21 protein-coding genes are annotated in these 18,795 nt (G+C 36.3%); 11 read left to right on the top strand and 10 right to left on the bottom strand.

What is annotated here, in order from left to right; all coding sequences use genetic code 11:
- Positions 1-29: 29 nt before the first annotated feature.
- The 4 genes from gldJ (at position 30) to ASG38_RS08300 (ending at position 4,285) form a co-directional block, all read left to right on the top strand.
- The gene (gldJ, locus tag ASG38_RS08315) at positions 30-1,703 is read left to right on the top strand and encodes a gliding motility lipoprotein GldJ (RefSeq protein ID WP_056069113.1); all 1,674 of its coding nucleotides are present in this window, start codon (positions 30-32) and stop codon (positions 1,701-1,703) included.
- 60 nt (positions 1,704-1,763) lie between these two features.
- Positions 1,764-3,047, top strand: coding sequence for a UDP-N-acetylmuramoyl-tripeptide--D-alanyl-D-alanine ligase (gene murF / locus ASG38_RS08310; protein WP_056069044.1), 1,284 nt, complete (start codon positions 1,764-1,766; stop codon positions 3,045-3,047).
- 145 nt (positions 3,048-3,192) lie between these two features.
- Positions 3,193-3,909: a MotA/TolQ/ExbB proton channel family protein gene (locus ASG38_RS08305; protein ID WP_056069110.1), complete on the top strand. Its 717-nt coding sequence runs from the start codon at positions 3,193-3,195 to the stop codon at positions 3,907-3,909.
- Positions 3,890-4,285 (top strand): biopolymer transporter ExbD, encoded by a 396-nt coding sequence (locus ASG38_RS08300; protein WP_056069041.1) that lies wholly within the window; start codon positions 3,890-3,892, stop codon positions 4,283-4,285. The genes ASG38_RS08305 and ASG38_RS08300 overlap by 20 nt, the downstream gene beginning before the upstream one ends.
- A gap of 42 nt (positions 4,286-4,327) precedes the next feature.
- Here the strand turns inward: ASG38_RS08300 and ASG38_RS08295 are convergent, their stop codons facing one another.
- Positions 4,328-5,053, bottom strand: coding sequence for a hypothetical protein (locus tag ASG38_RS08295; RefSeq protein ID WP_056069039.1), 726 nt, complete (start codon positions 5,051-5,053; stop codon positions 4,328-4,330).
- 166 nt (positions 5,054-5,219) lie between these two features.
- Complete coding sequence (locus ASG38_RS08290) at positions 5,220-5,861, bottom strand: hypothetical protein (protein WP_056069036.1); 642 nt, start codon at positions 5,859-5,861, stop codon at positions 5,220-5,222.
- A gap of 121 nt (positions 5,862-5,982) precedes the next feature.
- Between ASG38_RS08290 and ASG38_RS08285 the strand changes: the two genes are divergently transcribed.
- Together ASG38_RS08285 and ASG38_RS17665 are read left to right on the top strand one after the other, a co-directional pair.
- Positions 5,983-6,807, top strand: coding sequence for a sulfite exporter TauE/SafE family protein (locus ASG38_RS08285; protein WP_056069033.1), 825 nt, complete (start codon positions 5,983-5,985; stop codon positions 6,805-6,807).
- A gap of 179 nt (positions 6,808-6,986) precedes the next feature.
- A complete protein-coding gene (locus ASG38_RS17665) occupies positions 6,987-7,163 on the top strand; it encodes a hypothetical protein (RefSeq protein ID WP_157486110.1) in 177 nt (58 codons plus the stop codon).
- Between the two features lie 294 nt (positions 7,164-7,457).
- On the opposite strand, the gene ASG38_RS08280 is transcribed toward ASG38_RS17665, so the two are convergent.
- From ASG38_RS08280 to ASG38_RS08260, 5 genes are all read right to left on the bottom strand, one after another.
- A complete protein-coding gene (locus ASG38_RS08280; RefSeq protein ID WP_157486108.1) occupies positions 7,458-7,859 on the bottom strand; it encodes a hypothetical protein in 402 nt (133 codons plus the stop codon).
- 91 nt (positions 7,860-7,950) lie between these two features.
- Positions 7,951-8,583 (bottom strand): hypothetical protein, encoded by a 633-nt coding sequence (locus ASG38_RS08275; protein ID WP_056069027.1) that lies wholly within the window; start codon positions 8,581-8,583, stop codon positions 7,951-7,953.
- Between the two features lie 48 nt (positions 8,584-8,631).
- On the bottom strand, positions 8,632-9,015 hold the full coding sequence (locus tag ASG38_RS08270; protein ID WP_056069024.1) for a hypothetical protein: 384 nt from the start codon (positions 9,013-9,015) through the stop codon (positions 8,632-8,634).
- A 41-nt stretch (positions 9,016-9,056) separates the two neighbouring features.
- Complete coding sequence (locus tag ASG38_RS08265; protein WP_056069021.1) at positions 9,057-9,839, bottom strand: DUF4261 domain-containing protein; 783 nt, start codon at positions 9,837-9,839, stop codon at positions 9,057-9,059.
- A gap of 70 nt (positions 9,840-9,909) precedes the next feature.
- Positions 9,910-10,320 (bottom strand): 5-fold beta-flower protein, encoded by a 411-nt coding sequence (locus ASG38_RS08260; protein ID WP_056069018.1) that lies wholly within the window; start codon positions 10,318-10,320, stop codon positions 9,910-9,912.
- 266 nt (positions 10,321-10,586) lie between these two features.
- Between ASG38_RS08260 and ASG38_RS08255 the strand changes: the two genes are divergently transcribed.
- From ASG38_RS08255 to ASG38_RS08240, 4 genes are all read left to right on the top strand, one after another.
- Positions 10,587-11,336 carry a LytTR family DNA-binding domain-containing protein gene (locus tag ASG38_RS08255; protein ID WP_056069015.1) on the top strand — a complete coding sequence of 250 codons (750 nt, stop codon included), beginning with the start codon at positions 10,587-10,589 and terminating at the stop codon, positions 11,334-11,336.
- A 178-nt stretch (positions 11,337-11,514) separates the two neighbouring features.
- The gene (locus ASG38_RS08250) at positions 11,515-12,057 is read left to right on the top strand and encodes a hypothetical protein (protein ID WP_056069012.1); all 543 of its coding nucleotides are present in this window, start codon (positions 11,515-11,517) and stop codon (positions 12,055-12,057) included.
- A 39-nt stretch (positions 12,058-12,096) separates the two neighbouring features.
- The gene (locus tag ASG38_RS08245; RefSeq protein ID WP_056069009.1) at positions 12,097-12,594 is read left to right on the top strand and encodes a hypothetical protein; all 498 of its coding nucleotides are present in this window, start codon (positions 12,097-12,099) and stop codon (positions 12,592-12,594) included.
- A gap of 93 nt (positions 12,595-12,687) precedes the next feature.
- The gene (locus tag ASG38_RS08240) at positions 12,688-13,827 is read left to right on the top strand and encodes a hypothetical protein (RefSeq protein WP_056069006.1); all 1,140 of its coding nucleotides are present in this window, start codon (positions 12,688-12,690) and stop codon (positions 13,825-13,827) included.
- Between the two features lie 134 nt (positions 13,828-13,961).
- Here the strand turns inward: ASG38_RS08240 and ASG38_RS08235 are convergent, their stop codons facing one another.
- From ASG38_RS08235 to ASG38_RS08225, 3 genes are all read right to left on the bottom strand, one after another.
- The gene (locus ASG38_RS08235) at positions 13,962-15,194 is read right to left on the bottom strand and encodes a transglutaminase-like domain-containing protein (protein WP_056069003.1); all 1,233 of its coding nucleotides are present in this window, start codon (positions 15,192-15,194) and stop codon (positions 13,962-13,964) included.
- Positions 15,195-15,387: 193 nt separating this feature from the next.
- Positions 15,388-15,933, bottom strand: a complete 546-nt coding sequence (locus ASG38_RS08230; RefSeq protein ID WP_056069000.1) for a dihydrofolate reductase family protein — start codon at positions 15,931-15,933, stop codon at positions 15,388-15,390.
- Between the two features lie 71 nt (positions 15,934-16,004).
- Positions 16,005-16,739, bottom strand: a complete 735-nt coding sequence (locus ASG38_RS08225; RefSeq protein WP_056068998.1) for a helix-turn-helix transcriptional regulator — start codon at positions 16,737-16,739, stop codon at positions 16,005-16,007.
- A gap of 502 nt (positions 16,740-17,241) precedes the next feature.
- On the opposite strand from ASG38_RS08225, the gene ASG38_RS08220 reads away from it, so the two are divergent.
- Positions 17,242-18,795 (top strand): RCC1 domain-containing protein (locus tag ASG38_RS08220; RefSeq protein ID WP_369814309.1); only part of this gene is annotated, 1,554 nt, incomplete at its 3' end.

The raw sequence follows: 18,795 nt of genomic DNA, 5'->3' as shown, positions 1-18,795 counted from the left end.
CGGCTCGAAATTTATTACCTACTGAAAGTATGAAAGTAAACAAAATTATGGCTTTGAAGCTGATGCTCTCCTTGGCATTAGTTATGGGTTTTACTAGTTGTAGCAAAAAATCCAGTTCAAAAAACGCTTCCTCTGCCACTGGTTGGAAAATCAATGACAAAAAAGGCGGATTCCAATACAATTCTAAGTTTAAGAAGCAGGAAACTGCTCCGGGATTGGTTTTGGTTGAAGGAGGAACGTTCACTATGGGTAAAGTTCAGGACGATGTAATGCATGATTGGAACAATACACCTAATCAGCAGCACGTTCAGTCTTTCTATATGGATGAGACTGAGGTAACCAATCTTATGTATATGGAATATCTTGACTGGTTGAAAAGAGTTTTCGACCCGGAAGATGAAAATTATAAAAATATTTACGAAGGAGCTCTTCCTGATACATTAGTTTGGAGAAATAGATTAGGTTATAACGAAACAATGACCAACAACTATTTAAGACACCCTGCTTATGCTAACTATCCTGTAGTTGGTGTAAACTGGATTCAGGCTGTTGAATTCAGCAAGTGGAGAACAGACCGTGTAAACGAAGGTGTTCTTGAAAGAGAAGGCTACCTGAAAAGAGATGCAAAAGTATTAGATGCAAAAGGTGATAACACTTTCAGTACAGAAACTTACCTTAATGCTCCTACAAAAACTTACGGTGGTAACGAAGAAATTGTCTTGAAAGGACAAAGAGGAAGACTTGCCGCTAAAGAAGATGCTAAAAACGTATATGCTCAAAGAACTTCAGGTATCATACTACCTGAGTACAGACTTCCAACAGAAGCAGAGTGGGAATATGCAGCAGCAGCTGATGTAGGTAACAGAGAATATAACCTTTACAGAGGTCAGAAGAAATATCCATGGAAAGGGAACTACACCCGTTCCGGAAAAAGACAAGTTAGAGGTGACCAATTGGCTAACTTCAAACAAGGTAAAGGAGATTACGGCGGAATCGCCGGATGGTCTGATGACGGTGCTGATATCACTAACGTAGTAAAATACTATCCACCAAACGATTTCGGATTGTATGATATGGCAGGTAACGTTGCAGAATGGGTTGCTGACGTTTACAGACCAATCGTTGACGATGAGGCTAACGACTTCAACTACTACAGAGGTAACATCTACATGAAGAACAAAATTGGTGAAGATGGAAAAGCTGAAATCGTTACAGGTGATAACATTGCTTATGATACTTTAGCTAACGGTAAAATTATCGCAAGAAATTTCCCTGGACAAATTGCTCAGGTTCCTGTTGACGAAAAAGAAACTTACCTAAGACAAAACTTTGATAAGTCTGACAACAGAAACTACAGAGATGGTGACAAGCAGTCTACAAGATACTATGACTTCGGAAACTCTGAAGAAGGAGAGAAAATAGACGATTCAAAAAGAATGTACGATTCTCCAAAGCACAATGTTACAACAGACAGTTTAGGTAACATGGTGAGGAGATATGACAAGTCTTCAAAAAGAACAACTTTGATCGATGATAACGTAAGAGTTTACAAAGGTGGTTCCTGGAGAGACAGAGCTTACTGGTTAGACCCTGCTCAGAGAAGATACTTCCCTCAGGATATGGCTACAGATTACATCGGATTCAGATGTGCGATGTCAAGAGTAGGTCCTAAGTCTGACAAAAAGAAAAAAGCAAGAAATTAATTTTCTATAACAATTTTACAAAAGCCCTTTTAGGGCTTTTGTTTTTTTAAACCGCACAGCATGGAAATTAAAGAAATACACGACCTGTTTTTAAGATGTACTTCAGTTTCAATCGATACCAGAAAAATTGAGGAAGGCTCCATGTTCTTCGCTATCAGAGGAGAACATTTTGATGCCAATACTTTTGCTCAGGAAGCACTGAATAAGGGAGCTTTGTATGTAATTATAGACAATAAAGATTATTATATTGACGAAAAGACAATTTTGGTTGCCAATACGCTTGAAACATTGCAGGAAGTGGCAAAGTTTCACAGGGAATATCTGGGATTGCCAATTTTGGCATTAACCGGAAGTAACGGAAAAACGACTACCAAAGAATTAATCAATGTAGTGCTTTCAAAGCGTTACCATACAAGAGCTACTGTTGGCAATCTGAATAATCATATTGGAGTGCCGCTCACATTGCTTTCCCTTACTTCAGATACCGAAATAGGAATTGTAGAAATGGGTGCCAACCATCAGAAAGAGATAGAATTCTTATGCAATATCGCTACGCCTGATTTTGGATATATTACCAATTTTGGGAAAGCTCACCTGGAAGGTTTTGGCGGAGTAGAAGGAGTTATCAAAGGAAAAAGCGAGATGTATGCGTTTCTTTCAGAACACAACAAATATGTTTTTGTAAATCTTGACGACGCAATACAGAAAGAAAAAACGGCCAAAAATCTTCGTATCACATTTAGCCATACCGATAAAAATGCATCGGTATTTATCAATAAGATTGAAGCCAATCCTTTTGTTGCCATCGAGTTTGACGGTATCAAAATCAAATCGCATCTGATAGGGTTGTATAATGCCAATAACATTAATGCAGCCATAACTATTGGAAGGTATTTCAAGATTTCTGATGATGAAATAAAGGAGGCTATTGAAAGCTATGTTCCGGAAAACAACCGTTCGCAACTGTTGCTGAAAAACTCAAATGAAATTATTCTGGATGCCTACAATGCAAACCCCAGCAGTATGGAAGTGGCTATCAAAAATTTTCTGCAGTTGGACAAGGAAAATAAGGTTGCTGTTTTGGGAGATATGTTTGAATTGGGGGAAGAAAGCCTGCGCGAACACAAACATATTGTGGCTTTGCTAAAGCATGAGAAAGAGGTACAGACTTATTTTGTAGGGAAAGATTTTTACGAAAATAAAAACGATACGGAAAATCTGCATTTCTTTAAAACCTATGATGAATTTGCCCGGGCATTTAAAGCTGAAAAAATAGAAAATAAGACATTGCTCATTAAAGGTTCCAGAGGCATGGCCTTAGAAAGAACGCTGGAATTATTGTAGGATTCCCGGAATTGGCAGCGACTGCAAAATACTATATTCTAAAAACTGCCGTTATACTTTTAAAACTAAATAAAAAACTTATTTTTGTCTGAAGCAACAAACGGCTTTATAAATTAAATAACCAAATCCCTGTATTATATTTATGATATTTTCAACAATTTTACTGCAGACTGATACCATTGCAAAAGCTTCAACGAATACAGTAATTGAGGGAATCGCCAAAAATGAAGAAATGAACCTGTTTAGCTTCCTGATGAAAGGAGGAGCATTTTTGATCCCGATTGTAATTCTTCTTTTTTATACCATCTACCTGATTTTTGAAAGATACCTTTCCATTAAAAAAGCAACGAAGCAGGATTCGCACTTGATTAAGGATATTGCTATACAGTTGAATTCCGGAAATATAAATGCAGCTTTATCATTGGCAGAAAGATCAAACACGGCTTCCGGCAATGTTCTAAGAGAAGGAATCCTGACTATTGGAAGACCTATTTCTGAAATCGAATCCAATATGGAAAGAGCTGCCAATATCGAAATTGGAGAAATGGAAAAAAGAATGGGGCATTTGGGGCTTATTGCCGGTATTGCACCTACTTTAGGTTTCGTTGGAACAATTTCCGGAGTTATCAAGATTTTTTACAGTATTTCGCAAACAGAAGATATCAGTATCGGGAACATTTCCGGAGGTTTGTATGAAAAGATGATTAGTAGTGGTGCCGGACTTGTTGTAGGTATTATCGCTTATGCAGGCTACCACTTATTTAACGGGATGATTGATAATTTTTCTTTGAATGTCCAAAAACAGATTTTGGAATTTGTAAGTATAATCCAAAGACCTAACGATGGCTCTAAAACGAAATAGAAGATTTCACGCGGAAGTAGCTACTTCTTCCTTGAGTGATATTATGTTCTTTTTGCTGTTGTTTTTCCTTATTATCTCAACACTCGCAAACCCGAACGTAATCAAGATGACACTGCCTAAAACGCAGCAGAATGACAAGACGAACAAACAGCACATTACGCTGTCGGTTTCTGAAGAAAAACAATATTATGTCGATAAGCAGAATGTTCCTTTTAATGAATTGGAAGCGGCATTGCTGACAAAAATGGGTGATGCCAGAGACCAAACCGTAATTGTTAGAATTCCTTATAACCTGCAGGTACAGGATTTAGTAGACCTGCTCCAGATTGGTGTCAAAAACAATTTAAAGTTTGTGATTGCCACAGATAAAAAATAAAAAAACGCTTCGGTTTTCCGAAGCGTTTTTTTATTGTAGTAATTATTGGCATCTTGAAGAATAGGCGTCAATCTCATCCAAATAGAATTTCAAATAATAATCCGTATCCATTTGATCTTCCATTTTTCTTCTTTCACGTTTATCTGCCTGTTTCAATTTTTCATTTTTGTCCTTATCAAATTGTTTGCGGGCGGCTAACAGTTCTTTTTTGTAAGCCTTATCATTAAATTGGGTTTTTCTCGTTTCCAGATAGCTCAGGAATTCCGGGCAATCCTTACCAACTTCCTCAAAGGCTTTAAAAAACTTATCATCAATTTTTCCCAGGTTAAATAGGTTTAATCGGTTATAATCAACGGGAATATAGGCAAATTCATCATTAGGCTTCTTTATATAAGCCAATATCCACATTAAAGAGCACCCATGACCACATTCATATACTCTCAATCCATACACATTGATTTTTCCTTTTTTAATAAGCGGAGCCATTATTTCCCTTTTCAGATCAACGACTTCCAGTTTAGAGTTGATTGTTTTTAGTTTTAATTTTTCATAGGTAATCGTATCCTCACCTTTTAAAGTAATGGATTTGATGTTGTTTAACTCTATCTTTTCAGAAGCGCCATCCGGAGTTTTCTTAAAGTTGAACTTCGTACGGTCCAGACGCAGTTCGGACTCAAGATTGAAATTAAACGAGAAGTCTGTAAATTCAATGGCATTCGGGACATTGAATTCTTTGATATAACCTGAAATAATTTCGTCATTGGCCAATCTGATTTCAGCCGGAATAAATTCCTTTTTTGCGGTATATATTAAAACCTAAGCAAAATTATTTTGCCAGATAAAAATCATGGCTAATAGTAATAGTTTTTTCATTTGATTGATTTAGTTTTTGTTAAGTGGTTAAATATACATCTATACCAGTATTTTTGTTCTGTTAATACCTCTTTTTCGGCATATTCAATTCCTCTTGCCCGCAATCTATGAATTCATCGTCATTCAATGGTTTTAAGCCAATTTCAATTCTTGCGGTGTTGGTCGCTTCTTTAGTTTGAATACAGGGTTTTCCAAACTGTGAACCATAAAAAACTCTCCTTTGCTTTTTGTTAGGACTGTTTAACCAGTAATACTTGTCTAAAACCGAAGCAAAAAAAGCATTGTCAATATTTCCCTTATTGACTTCCTTTAGAAATAAATCAAAATATACCTTTTCGTTTACAAGCCTGTGTGGGTTATGCAGTAAAATTGCAGCAACAGCAGCTTCAACGCATTCATGTTTCATGTTTCTTTCACCTACTAATTCTTCTGTAGGGTAACCATTCTCAATAATAAAATCAACCATATTGGAAAAATTTACAGAGTCAATTTTAGGCATTAATTCCCTTTTGTTAAAATTCAGTTTGTTGGTCCTGATACCCTGGTCAAAGCCATACATTTTGCACAATTCAAAAGCCAGACTGTCTTGTTTAAAAGTATTTTCAGAAATTGGAACGTTTGTTTTTTGGGAGTGTTTTCGGCTACAGCTAAAAAATACGGAGGCTATTATAATAATGATAAACAGGGTGTTGAAAATTTTCATGGAAATGATTTAAAGGTTACTAATATAAATAATTAAGCGGAATAAGAATACTGAAATAATTTACACCAAAAAACAAGGACTTTGTATGTATCTTTGGAATACTAATTAATACTTTTTTAGTTTGGAGTTTTTTCTTTTAGTATTGGCCGGTTTTATCATTGGAACATGTGGAACGCTGATTGGTGCGGGTGGTGGTTTTATATTAGTCCCGCTTTTGTTATTGTTTTATCCTGATTTGCCTCCCGAAACAGTTACGGCTATTTCTATGGCTGTAGTGGCTGCAAATGCCATTTCAGGGTCGGCGGCCTATGCAAAATCAGGAAAAATTGATTACAAGGCAGGTGTTGTTTTTGCGCTGTTTACGGTTCCGGGCTCTATATTGGGTGTGTTTACGGTGCAGTATATCCCAAAAGAATCTTTTAATATTATTTTCGGGGTCTTGCTTCTTGCGTTATCGGTATTCCTTTTCTTTAAAAAGCAATCAGAAAAAAGACAGGTACAGGAAGACGGCAGTCAGCAAAAAGGACTAAAACACCGCAAGCTGGTTGATAAGATGGGCACCGTTTATCAATACAGCTATAATCAGCGCAATGGTATTATCATCAGTATTATAGTAGGCTATATGTCGCCCCTTTTAGGTATAGGCGGTGGAATAATCCATGTGCCGGCTATGGTCAATTGGCTGCATTTCCCGGTGTATATCGCAACCGCTACTTCGCATTTTATTCTGGCAGTAATGTCAACGGTTACGGTTATAGTCCATGCCATTAATGGTACCTATAACAATCCTGAAGTATTAAAAATGGTAGTCTGTCTTGCAGCAGGAGTAATTCCAGGTGCGCAATTGGGAGCCTATTTTTCGCATAGGGTTAAAGGAACAAATATTATTAAAGTATTGGCAATTTGTTTGGCATTGGTTGGGATAAGGATTTTGCTGAAGAACTAGCTCTACTAACACAAATTGGATAACATTTTCCTAAGCCTAAGTTCCCAAAATAGTATTCTGAAAATATAAAAAGGATTTTCCATGCGTAAAGAAGCTTGTGTTTTCCTATATTTGTTTTTAGTGTTAAATATCTACGTATTAGTAGTTGAATCAAAGATCTAACTTTAATTACAAGGAAAATGAAAAAAATAGTTTTGTTAGCAACTTTTATACTGCTGGGTGGAGTCTTCATGTCTTGTGATAATGAAGCTACAGATGAAAAAGGTGTAATAACTTCATATGCTTCTGATGACGGCAATATTCCTATTCCGCCTCCACCTCCTCCAGATCCAATTATTGTAAAACCAAAGTCATAAGTTACATAGATTTTTATTAATTTTTGGTAAAACGTATTTATAAGATTAATTCGTTCATGGACATTGTTTCTCGCAATGAACACCAATAAAGAGTTTATGTTTTCAACTTCTTAGAATATGGGCATTTAAACACAAAAAAATAAATGATTAATAGTACTTTTCATATACTATAAAGAAAAATCAAGAATAATTTTAACCCCGATAGATGTATCGGGGTTTTTGTTGTTAATGCTTTAAGAAAATCGGTCTTTTTTAAGTGAATTGACCTATAAATTTTCAGTCGTTAATTTTGAGTTAGTCCAATCTAAAAAGCATAATATAAAATAACAACAACAAAGCCAGAGCAAACGGTATTACGATTAGGTATTTTCCCTTTTGTGCTACTTCCTCTTTTTCTACCAAAGACATGGCTTCGTACTCTTGCAATGTTTGTTCAAAAAAACTTTTTCTGTTCATCATTCCAAAAATCAACAGATAAAACAAGCCAATTGACAGAAGCCCTACTGTTTTACCTATAAATTTTGAACCCAATAGAGTCATGGTTTCAAATGAAGTATCTGAAAGACTATCGGCTATAAAATCTAAATTCCATAAGGAGTAATCAATAATGAATATCAGGACTGTTCCTGCAAGTATCATGGAAGTTCCTTTTTTAGCAAGTTTAATTTCTTTTCCTCTGCCTTCAAGGTCAAACATATTGTACCAGAGTATTTTTTTTAAATAAATCATAAATCATAAATCATAAATCATAAATCATAAATCATAAATCATAAATCATGTTTCTTAATTATCTGACTCCCACCCAATTTCTGTCCACATCACTATAAGGATAAATATTGATCATTTTTAACATGTTTACAAAACCTTTGTGTCCAAACATTTCTACTGTAGCCAATTCTTCTTCAAAAATTTCAATGCATAACAATAAATGATGCTTTTGCTTTCCAATTTTGAACTCTTTGTAAAGATCAAAAATGATGTATTTGTTTTTACCATCATTGTCTTTTAACTGGCATATTTCTAAAGGATTAAATTCCTTTTTAGAGGCCACGCCGGCAATCTGCGTAAAAGTGTCACAAATGCGTCTTTCAATTTGATTGAATTCTGTGGGTGGTTCCTGCTCCGGATTATTATAAGTTTGCTTCGTAAAAGCGATTAATTCATACGTGCCTTTTTTATTTTTAGGACCATTTCCGTCAGGGTTGATTAACTGCATGGTTGTAAATCCTGTACCGGATATATGATTTGGGAAATAGTACATGTCAACAGCCCCGACAGTTACATCACCAATAGTTCCAAATGGAATTATTGAATGACCGACAGTCTCAGCCGAAACCCCTAAAACAGATTCTATTGATTTTAGCTTCAGATTATGATGTTCAGCGTATTGCTCATTTGTGAAATTTTGGTCGTCTTTCATTTTTTGTTTCAATATTTTATTTAGAAAACTCATATCCTCCGTACTAATTTAACCTACCACTGTATCGTCAATAATTTCCCATTTTTTCAGGTCTAATATGATTTCTGTAGAACCAAATCTTAGTCTGCCAATAATTAATTCCCAGGTAGAATTTTCATCATCATTTTCGGGCAACGTGATTTTATGTATACTGACAGGCATTTTATAATTAACCAACGTTTTAATATCTTCTGCATGGAATTCTTCAAGTTTTGTCCGTGCAAAAGTTTTGTAATCATCTAAATGAACATTTAATAATTCCAATAAAAAGTCAATTTGCGCTGCTTTTAACTTTGTAATTTTAACGGTATTTTCATTTCCGCCGTGAATTCTTAATTCTTTATTGATAGGAGACAAAAGTTTCTTTAGTTCTTCCCTTTTTAAATCTGCCATAACTTTTTATTGGTTAATGAGAATAATAGCATTAGAATTTTTTACAATTCCAGTTTGAAAGATTCTCCTTCTACAAATTTTCCTTTCGATTGTGTTATTTTGATTTTCTGCTCAGCCGTATAGCCTAATGTTTCACCGCTTTTAAAGGTAACATTGCTATTGATAACATAAGCACAAATCTGACTTAAAAAGGTGTGCAATTCTCTTAAACCAAGAGGAGCATTTACAAACTCCATTTCCAGTTTGTCAAAAGCGGTCAATCCGTAAGAATAGGCACTATTCGTCTGTTCTCCTCTGCGAATACCGATATAAATCCACAAATCGAGAGGAATTTGATTTGATTTTAATGCTTCTGCACTATCAAGATATTGTGCTTTTGGGATAAGCAAGGATTGAGTGCCCTGATATACTCCAATACAATTGCTTGTTGCAAGAATGGCCGTTAGTACTTTTGTCAAAATTCCAAAACGTTCTTTAGCGGTAGTGTTACTTGATAATATGGTTACCAGTCCGTGTACATTGTGATTCTCCAAATCTTTTACCGCAGTGGGCCAGTTATAGGCATACTGTGCAGTTCCTTGAATGTCGCCCATGGGTATTTGCGCTGCTACTGTTGCCAAAACGACTGTTTCACCCTCAACAGAAAAACTCGCTGCCTCTGCAGATTTATCGATATCCGTTACGTCAATTCCCCAATCAGATTGGAGGTAGGCTATTACTTTGTCGATATCAAATCTTTCTCCATTGTTAAACATTGGCATTGCCAGTAACAGGTTGCTTTTAGCAGTTTCTTCCTTTTTTTCTTTTTTTGTAAAAAATCCCATTTTATAGTATGTTTTAATAGTTTGTTTCTTTTTGTATTATTCGTAAAGAGCAAGAAAATAAGGCCGATGGTTATATCTTAAAAAAGAAATATACAACCGCCACCCATTCTTTCTTTATTCCTTTGGCATAACCAATAGTGCTGCGGCTGGCATTCTCAACCGTTCCGTCATCTTTGATATAGCCCAGAGTGGAACGGCTGCTGTTTTCTACGGTTCCGTCGCTCTTTACATAACCAACTGTAGATCGGTTTTTGTTTTCAATAGTACCATCACTCTTAATGTAACCAATGGTGCTCCGGCTACTGTTTTCAATAGTGCCATCGCTTCTGATATAACCAACTGTTGAGCGGCTGCTGTTTTCAATAGTTCCATCACTTTTAATGTAACCAATGGTGCTTCGGCTACCGGATTCGATAGTTTGTGCTTTGGTAATTGTAAAGCTTACTAAAGCCATAATAAGGAGGAGTGCTGTTTTATTCATTTTTTTAAAATAATGTTATAATTATGAATATTTTTTTATTTTTGGTCAGTTGTTATTCATTTTCTGAAAAATCTTCGGATGATTCAAATATAGAAGAAAGAAATGTCAAAATATAATTAAATTAAGCAACGTTGCTTTTTTGGGTATTAACGTTGAATAGTTGAGGTTAATCGTTTGAATAGGATTTTCTTGCCAATGTATATTTTAATTGACTAGATTTATAAGTAACATTTAAAAATTCCTATATTTACTAAAACTAGAATTATATGATACGAGCTGTCGTTATTGATGATATTGAGCGCATTAGAAAAGAAAATATTGCGATTATAAAATCAAATTGTCCGAATATCTCAATAATCGGACAGGCAGATTCAGTAGAGTCAGGTGTGAAATTAATAAAACTCACTTCACCTGATCTTGTTTTTCTTGATGTTGAGATGAGCGACGGAACGGGTTTTGATCTGCTCCAGAAACTAAAACCAATTCAATTTAAGGTTATTTTTATTACAGGCTATGAGGATTTTGCAATCCGTGCTTTCCGTTTTTCTGCTATTGACTACCTGCTGAAGCCGCTTGATGCTACAGAACTGGTCGATGCTGTAAAAAAAGCGCAGGAATCGTTCAATAAAGAGATTTTCGATACAAAACTCAATAATCTGTTTTCCAATATCGAACGCCCAAAGAATCTTCAAAAACTGATACTCAAAACTGCCGATAAAATCTATTCGGTCAATATTCAGGATATCGTTAGCTGCGAAGCCGATAAAAACTACACTACCTTTAATTTTATTAATGCTCCAAAACTTATTGTTTCTACCAATCTCAAAGAATATGAAACAATGTTGGTGCCTTATAATTTTTTCCGTACTCACAAGTCACACCTCGTCAATATGGCCTATTTCGACCATTTTATAAAGTCGGATGGCGGGAACACAATCGTAATGCAAAACAAGCTTACGATACCTTTATCAGTACGTAAAAAAGAAGAATTTCTTTTGCTGCTCGAAAATATGTAAGTTTCTTACGTTTAAAACATTTCTTCTTTCATTCCAAACGATAGTCCTGTAAAAAGCTACGCAGGTTCATCGGCCAGAATTTTCATTTCTTTTTGATTTAGTATTGCAATGCGGTTCAGGAACATAAAGTTTTCTGAAACGGCCAAACTTAACTTTATTACAACCTAAATCAATTTAAATGAAAACAACAGTACGCATTTTAGGAGTCTTTATCATTTTGCTTGTTTTATTTGCAAGCGCTGCATCCATCTGGAGAGCTGAGCGCGATAAGACTGAACTTCGTGAAAGTCAGGCAGCAATTGCTGAGGCACAGCAATCCCTTGCTTTATTGAAAGAAGAAGCCAAGAACATGACAGGCGAATCAAAAGTACAAATCGAAAGCCAGATAGCAGAAGCAGAATCGGATATTAAAAAACTTCCGGCCGAATCTACCTTTACAATTGTACAAGTATTGTTCGGGTCTTCTATGTTGTTGTCAATCGTTTTCGGAGTATTCCTTTTTCGTCCGAATTTGAAATCGTCAAAGACTTTGCTGGTGGCATCTATTCTACTTTTACTGGCTACTTATTTTATTTCGCCTGACATTGATGGAGGGAAATATTCAGGATTTTCAAGAAGAACATTGGCACTAATAACAGGAATCCCACTTATTGTTGTAGCATTATTTGCTTTCTGGATTGCGAAGAAAAAGAATGCCGAAAGTCTGCGTAGTGGACGCTAAACGAAATCAATAACTAACTGTTTAAATATTTTTATAATTATGAAATTAAGAAATGTAATGTTTGGGCTGGTCATTGCGCTAGCGGTATCCTGCGGATCAAAAGAAACTAAAGAAAACGATACGGTTGCTACAGACAGCACCGCTACAGAAGCTGTTGAGACAAAAGCCCCGGCATCAGTCAAAGAAACTTTGACAAAAGTTTGGGTGGTAGATGACATTAATTACAACGTGGGTCTTAATGCAGAAAAGGATAAGGAGGCATATAAAGCACAGCTTGAAAAAGTACTGGCTGATATGAAAGGAAAAAGTGAATTGAATCTTGGTGCTGATGGGAAAGTTACCGTTGAAATGATGGACCATACCAATACAATCAAAAATTATACGGGAACCTGGTCGCTTACTGATGAGGACAAAACTCTAAACGTAATGCCTGAAGGCGCATTGGATCCGTTTCAATGGACTATTTGGGAAATTAGTCCGGAAAGCTTGTCGTTATTGATAAATAATACGACGATGAAATTCGTTCCTAAAAAATAAATCAACAACATCTTACTTAATTCATTGGTGAACCACAGCCGAAAGGTTGTGGTTTTTTTGAGATTATTTAAGCTTAATATAAAACATCTAAAAATGAAAAAAATTCTATTTGTTCTGTTTTTGGCTATGAGCGCTACCAGTTATGCGCAATTTTCTGCCTATATCAACGGGAAGGCAATCAAAGAAGGAGCAAGTGTCTCCAAAAAAGATCTTGCATCGCTGCAGGTTGGTTTTAAGAATCAGAAAAAAGTCACCATTATTTCCGGAATAAGCGCACTCTATGTTCAGCTTCTTGACGCAAATAAAAAAGATATCCAGTCTTTTTTCCTTCAAAAAGACGGCTATGTTGCCATCGAAGATTTTTTTAAAAGTAACACACCAACAACTAAGTATAAAGTATTTGGTGAAGGAGGTTTTCTTAGCAATGGCAATACGCTTGATTGGATATTGTCGGCAGCCGTTGGGCAAGAAGCTCAGAAAACCATACAGGTAAAAATCGGCTTGTATGTTGCTGAAGAAACAGGTTACAGACAGTACGGGCAAAGTGTAAGATTGTTAGAGCCTATGACATTCAACGTGCCGATTTGGGACGCAAAAAATGTGACTATGCCATTCCTCGACCTGACAATCGATAAGACCAATATAGCGGGAGATATGGATACCAAGCAAAACGGGATGTTAGGCAGAAAAGAGACTGAGATTGGATATAGGCTCATTGAAAAAGACAAAATATGGTATACTGCTTTTGCTCTTGATAGTGATAAATATCCGGGGCTGAACGCCAAAGAAGTAGCAGACGATTTTATCCATGCAGGAACGTTCTATGCGAATTATAACCAGATGAATGATAAAAAACCATTTAAGGATTATGATATCCAGAAATATACATTGCCTTGGGACCATATCAACGATTTGCTGGATTCGAAAAACAGGCTGTCTAAACTTTCCTATCGTGTCAACAAAGAAGTCAAGAATAGTAACCTGATGAATTTGTTTGAAACAGTTACTATCAATGGCATGAAAGGCTATGCATTTAAAAGCAGTACGGATGAACGTGAGCATATTAATGCGACCAAATGGACTCCAAAAGGGAACTTTGTTATTTACATCCTGGAACATCCAACGAATCCAAAATTAACTCTTATCATTTCAAGCTCTGTAAAAAATAACGGAAATACTCTGGAAGAAACTGATGCGCTTCTCCAGACTTTTATCAATAGCATCAAAAAATAATAAATAGTATAAGGTTGTTTAAAACCGCAGTTAATAACTGCGGTTTTTTTATTTAAGTAAAAAAACTAATGTAGTTTTGTTACTATCCTTTTGTAGTAATCAGTTTTCAAAACCTGATTCTTGTCACAAATTTTTTACTGCTGGGTTTTTATTTCAGGTGATTTCCAAAAATAAGCAGGGTCATGAGTGATAACATTATTTTTTAGATACTTATTGCTGTCTTTGTCAAAACCGGTTGGGATGAGCGAAATATATTGTAAATCGGCATCGGCTTGTCTGTATCGGCTTTCCGTATTGAACTGGCTTTTGTTAGTGCATTGAATCCAATATAGGTTTTTGGCCATATAATTATCAAGATACCAGATTTTGGTGACTTTCGTTTCTGAATTTAACTTCATGGACTGATTGTTTCTTAATCGTTCCCTAACTTCTTCAATACTCAGCAGATTATTGTTTTCGTCCATGACATAAGCCCCGTGAGAAGCATCCATCCAAAGCCATTTTTTTAGCGTTTCTGAATATACACTATTAATGACATGGCAGTCGGTATCCGTGTCGTCTTTTGGCATACAGGTTACGTAGCGTGATTTAAAACCCATTGCGAGATACATTTCATTTAATGTCATAGCCTTGTGTCTGCAATTGATTCCTTTACCCGTTGCCTTATGGTAGTTGTAAAAATCAATAGCGTCAAATTCACATAGTGCCCAATTGGTACCGTCATATTTAATACTGTTGGTAACAAACAACATGATATTGATTATTTTTGAAACTTCATCACCTGTTCCGGCTATGGAATCCAACTTGAAATATCGTTTCACTTCTGTTAGATTGCGGTCATTTGCTGCCTGATAATTAAAGGCAGGTAAAGAGTTTTTATTTTCTGATATGTAATTCCCGGATTGCTGTAGCAGGAATAACTTGTCGTATTGTTTTAATTGGCTAAATGCCTTTATGAACTTTTTCTCTTTACGAATATTTGCTAAATCGGCATCATTTAGGGCATTCTGATAATCTTTATAACCCCAGGCTATTGCTTTTTCAAAATTGGTAATTGCCTGCTTTTTTTCATTTAACAACGATTGTAAACAAGCCAAATTATAGTAAACATTGGCATATACATCTTTAATAGTAGGTTGGAATTCCTGCTTTTCTTTTTCAGTTAATTTTAAATTGTCTAATGAAGTAGCAACTGTGTTTAAAACTGTAGCTGCCTGTTGGTATTCCTTTGCGGGATAATGTTTGTTATACTCGACTTGTGCTTTTTGCAAGTCCGAAAGAAATTTGTTCCATGTTGGTGAGCTGGATTGTGCAAATGAGCTGAATGCAAAAAATGCTGCCAAAAATAAGCTAGTCAAAAGTTTCATAGGTCGTTCTGTTTTTTGATGATTGATTTTAAAAATATGATTTTTTAAAACTCTTTTGCATTAAGACGAGGCTCCTTTTGAAATGTAACAGAACATTGTGAAAAAATAAAAAAGTGTGTAGGTTTTTAAGGTGTGGATTTTTTAAGAGGTTCAGCTTAAATAAAAGCCCAACCGAAGAGTTCTGCCTGTTTTTTTAGGATTCATTATTGTTTTTACTCTTGTAATGCAACTGTGTTAATCCTGTATCAAACGTTTTTGCCTTCACGAATTCAAGTATTTGTTCAGGTCTTCCATCCTTGAAAAGTCTCGTTCCGGTGCCTAATAAAACAGGGATAACTGAAATTTTGAATTCATCTATTAAAGTATGCTTCATTAGCTCATTTATTATTTCAGCACCACCGTCGCAATATATATTCTTTCCCTGTTCGGATTTCAATTGTTTAACTAAGTCGGTAATACTTCCCGTATAGAAAATAGTTCTGCCTAGCTGAGGACGTTCCGTTCTTGTAATGACATACACATCTCTTTGTCCGTTATCGTAATGGGATGGGCCGATTTCTTTTAATACATAATCATAGGTTTTTCTGCCAATAATTATTGTGTCAATTGTTGATACAAATTCCGAATAGCCATAATCCTCCCCCTCTTTTTCTACAAGTTTCAGAAAGCTGAGGTCATCATTAGGTTTTGCAATGTAACCATCTAAACTCATTGCAATGAAAAGTGATATTTTTCGCATCTGTTATACATTTAATGTTTTTGCAAATTTATTTTTAGACAAACAATAATGCTTTGTAAAAATGCGACAAATTACAGATGTGATGGCCAAAGTCCGGTATTCCGTCTAATTTCATTACTAAGATGTGAATGATCATAATAACCACATTCAAAGGCTATATCTAATAAGCTCCGGTCTTGTTTGGAATTTTTAATCACACGCAGTGCATTCTGAAATCGAATAATATTGGAATATTCTTTTGGAGTTAATCCGATGTATTTTTTAAAATTCCTTTCAAGCTGCCTTACGGTTGTAAAGTTCTTTTTTGATAGTTCGGAAATACTTATTTGCCCATTTGTCAGATGTATGTCATTAATAACGGGTTGTAATTGGATGTGTTGACTTTTTACTCTTTCAGAATAGAAATGGTCAAAGTAGCGGATTGGGTTGTCAACTATTTTATCAATATCAAATGAGTTGTGTTTTTCAAACTCAACAGTATCATTAGTCAGCTCATTTTGGTCAGCATAATTATAGAAATTAGCAAAAGTTGCAGGTTTCAGGCAAACGCCTAACAAATGAGTGTTAATGTTAATAAAGCTATCTTTGAAGGAATTCATTGCACCAACTATATAGGTTTTTCCAAACTCCATAGAAACTGAACCGTTATCCGTCAAACAAGTATCTCCCAAATTTATTAGAATGCCGGCACAGCCATCAGGGAAAACCCTTTCTCTTTGAGGCTCGGCTTCGTTTCCTTTTAATTCCCAGTAAAAATGAATAAAAGGATTTAAATCTTTATAAGGTTTTATTATTTTATACTCCATTGGTTTTGGTATTGTTCGATACAGTGCTAACAAGTTATATGCCCAAACACGATATATCTTCACTGTTGTAGAAGTGTATTTGCCGCATCATCAATAACCGTTTTTACAATACTACACAAAAAAAACTTTTCGATTGATTATTTTAACACAGTAAAAGTACTCCGTTTGAAATAACAATATTTGGATTTTCTTGTTTTTAAACTCGTTCTGAAAGAACGAATATCCTGTAATGGTTTACAGTAATCCGCTTATAGTTAGCACTTGTTCATTGTTCCGGATTTTTTCTTGCTTTTGAACTATCATTGTAACGTATTTGTGATTTCGATTTACAATCTGACCGATATCGACATTACGCCAATACTTTGTGCAGGCTGTTTAAAAGATGTTCAATGAAAATGTGAAATAGTAAACTTGTATATAATATTTTCTGTGAGTTTCTTTGGAACCTACAAAATGCTTTATATGTTTGCCGTCGAAAATTTATTAACCCGCAATAACAAATATGAAAAGAATAATTACAATTTTATTAGTATCACTAAGCCTACAGTTGTCAGCGCAATGTGTTCAAAAGGCCGGCGCAGGATCCTCCTGTACTTTTGTAATCAAATCAGACGGAACGCTTTGGGCCTGGGGTAGAAATAACTATGGCCAATTGGGAATTGGTAATACTACTAATACTCCGGTAAAAACTCAGGTCGGCACTGCTTCAAACTGGCAAAGTATAGAAGGCGGGCAATTCCATACAGTAGCCATAAAAGCAGATGGGACGCTCTGGACATGGGGTTTTAATTCCAGCGGGCAGTTAGGGCTTGGTAATACTACTAACAGAACCACCCCAACTCAAGTATCTTCAAGTAATATCTGGTCTAGCGTAGCTGCAGGATATGATCATACGGTGGCAATTACAAATGATGGAACCATGTATGCCTGGGGGCTCAATGATCATGGGCAGTTAGGTGACGGTAGCCGTAGCAACAGGTCCACTCCCAGACTTATTGGAACGGGTTGGAAGAGTGTTTCTGCAGGAAACAATATCACAATCGCTGTAAAAACTGATGGTACGCTTTGGGGTTGGGGCGAAGGCTTTCTGGTTGGTGATGGAACGGACGCCGACAAAACTTCACCTGTTCAGCTTGGAACAGCCACCAACTGGAAGAGTGTAAGCCGTGGTGTAAACCATGCCTTAGCCGTAAAAACGGATGGGACACTTTGGGCATGGGGAACGAACGGGCGTGGCCAATTAGGCATCGGTACTACTGCTGCTGGAAACTATACACCTACGCAAGTTGGAACTGACACTAACTGGGAAAGTGCTAAGGCAGGTTTTTTCTTCAGTATTGGCAAGAAAACTGACGGTACGATGTGGTCATGGGGAGAGGGTACATTCAACCAACTGGGCCAAGGGGCAAGCACTGCGAATGTTTTGGTTCCTACTCAAATTGGTACTCAAAATGACTGGCATACCATTTCAGTAGGTACAAGCTCACTATTTGGTGCAGCTATAAAAAATGATGGTTCATTCTGGACTTGGGGCTATAACAATTACTCGCAATTGGGTGACGGGCTTACGGCGCGACTGCTGGTGCCGACATTGATTGCCTGTCCGGGAAGTACGATTGTAACTGAAACGGCCTGTGACAGCTATACATGGGCAGCTACTGGAATAACTTATACTACAAGCGGAATCTATATCGATTCGGTTACCAGTAATGAATTGCATTTGACTATCAACAACAGTACAACATCAAGCGTTACCGAAACGGCTTGCGACAGCTATACCTGGGCCGAAAACGGGACGACCTACACGACGAGCGGAACATACACCAACGTAACGACTAACGCTTCCGGATGCCCGAATACCGTAACCCTGAACCTTACGATCAATAACAGTACGACATCAAGCGTTACAGAAACGGCTTGCGACAGTTATACCTGGGCGGCAAACGGAACGACATATACAACGAGCGGAACCTACACTCATGTTACAACTAACGCTTCCGGATGCACGAACACCGCAACACTGAACCTTACGATCAACAACAGCACGACATCAAGC

Source organism: Flavobacterium sp. Leaf359, from assembly GCF_001423985.1.
In the GTDB taxonomy this organism is placed as follows: domain Bacteria; phylum Bacteroidota; class Bacteroidia; order Flavobacteriales; family Flavobacteriaceae; genus Flavobacterium; species Flavobacterium lindanitolerans.
Note: the sequence above shows the minus strand (reverse complement) of the source record. Positions and strands in the feature narration are given on the sequence as shown.

Excerpts from the sequence above, each read along its gene's own strand:
- gldJ (WP_056069113.1), top strand. The coding sequence starts at position 30 with ATGAAAGTAAACAAAATTATGGCTTTGAAGCTGATGCTCTCCTTGGCA.
- murF (WP_056069044.1), top strand. The coding sequence starts at position 1,764 with ATGGAAATTAAAGAAATACACGACCTGTTTTTAAGATGTACTTCAGTT.
- ASG38_RS08300 (WP_056069041.1), top strand. The coding sequence starts at position 3,890 with ATGGCTCTAAAACGAAATAGAAGATTTCACGCGGAAGTAGCTACTTCT.
- ASG38_RS08290 (WP_056069036.1), bottom strand. The coding sequence starts at position 5,861 with ATGAAAATTTTCAACACCCTGTTTATCATTATTATAATAGCCTCCGTA.
- ASG38_RS17665 (WP_157486110.1), top strand. The coding sequence starts at position 6,987 with ATGAAAAAAATAGTTTTGTTAGCAACTTTTATACTGCTGGGTGGAGTC.
- ASG38_RS08280 (WP_157486108.1), bottom strand. The coding sequence starts at position 7,859 with ATGTTTGACCTTGAAGGCAGAGGAAAAGAAATTAAACTTGCTAAAAAA.
- ASG38_RS08275 (WP_056069027.1), bottom strand. The coding sequence starts at position 8,583 with ATGAAAGACGACCAAAATTTCACAAATGAGCAATACGCTGAACATCAT.
- ASG38_RS08270 (WP_056069024.1), bottom strand. The coding sequence starts at position 9,015 with ATGGCAGATTTAAAAAGGGAAGAACTAAAGAAACTTTTGTCTCCTATC.
- ASG38_RS08265 (WP_056069021.1), bottom strand. The coding sequence starts at position 9,839 with ATGGGATTTTTTACAAAAAAAGAAAAAAAGGAAGAAACTGCTAAAAGC.
- ASG38_RS08260 (WP_056069018.1), bottom strand. The coding sequence starts at position 10,320 with ATGAATAAAACAGCACTCCTCCTTATTATGGCTTTAGTAAGCTTTACA.
- ASG38_RS08255 (WP_056069015.1), top strand. The coding sequence starts at position 10,587 with ATGATACGAGCTGTCGTTATTGATGATATTGAGCGCATTAGAAAAGAA.
- ASG38_RS08250 (WP_056069012.1), top strand. The coding sequence starts at position 11,515 with ATGAAAACAACAGTACGCATTTTAGGAGTCTTTATCATTTTGCTTGTT.
- ASG38_RS08245 (WP_056069009.1), top strand. The coding sequence starts at position 12,097 with ATGAAATTAAGAAATGTAATGTTTGGGCTGGTCATTGCGCTAGCGGTA.
- ASG38_RS08240 (WP_056069006.1), top strand. The coding sequence starts at position 12,688 with ATGAAAAAAATTCTATTTGTTCTGTTTTTGGCTATGAGCGCTACCAGT.
- ASG38_RS08235 (WP_056069003.1), bottom strand. The coding sequence starts at position 15,194 with ATGAAACTTTTGACTAGCTTATTTTTGGCAGCATTTTTTGCATTCAGC.
- ASG38_RS08230 (WP_056069000.1), bottom strand. The coding sequence starts at position 15,933 with ATGCGAAAAATATCACTTTTCATTGCAATGAGTTTAGATGGTTACATT.
- ASG38_RS08225 (WP_056068998.1), bottom strand. The coding sequence starts at position 16,739 with ATGGAGTATAAAATAATAAAACCTTATAAAGATTTAAATCCTTTTATT.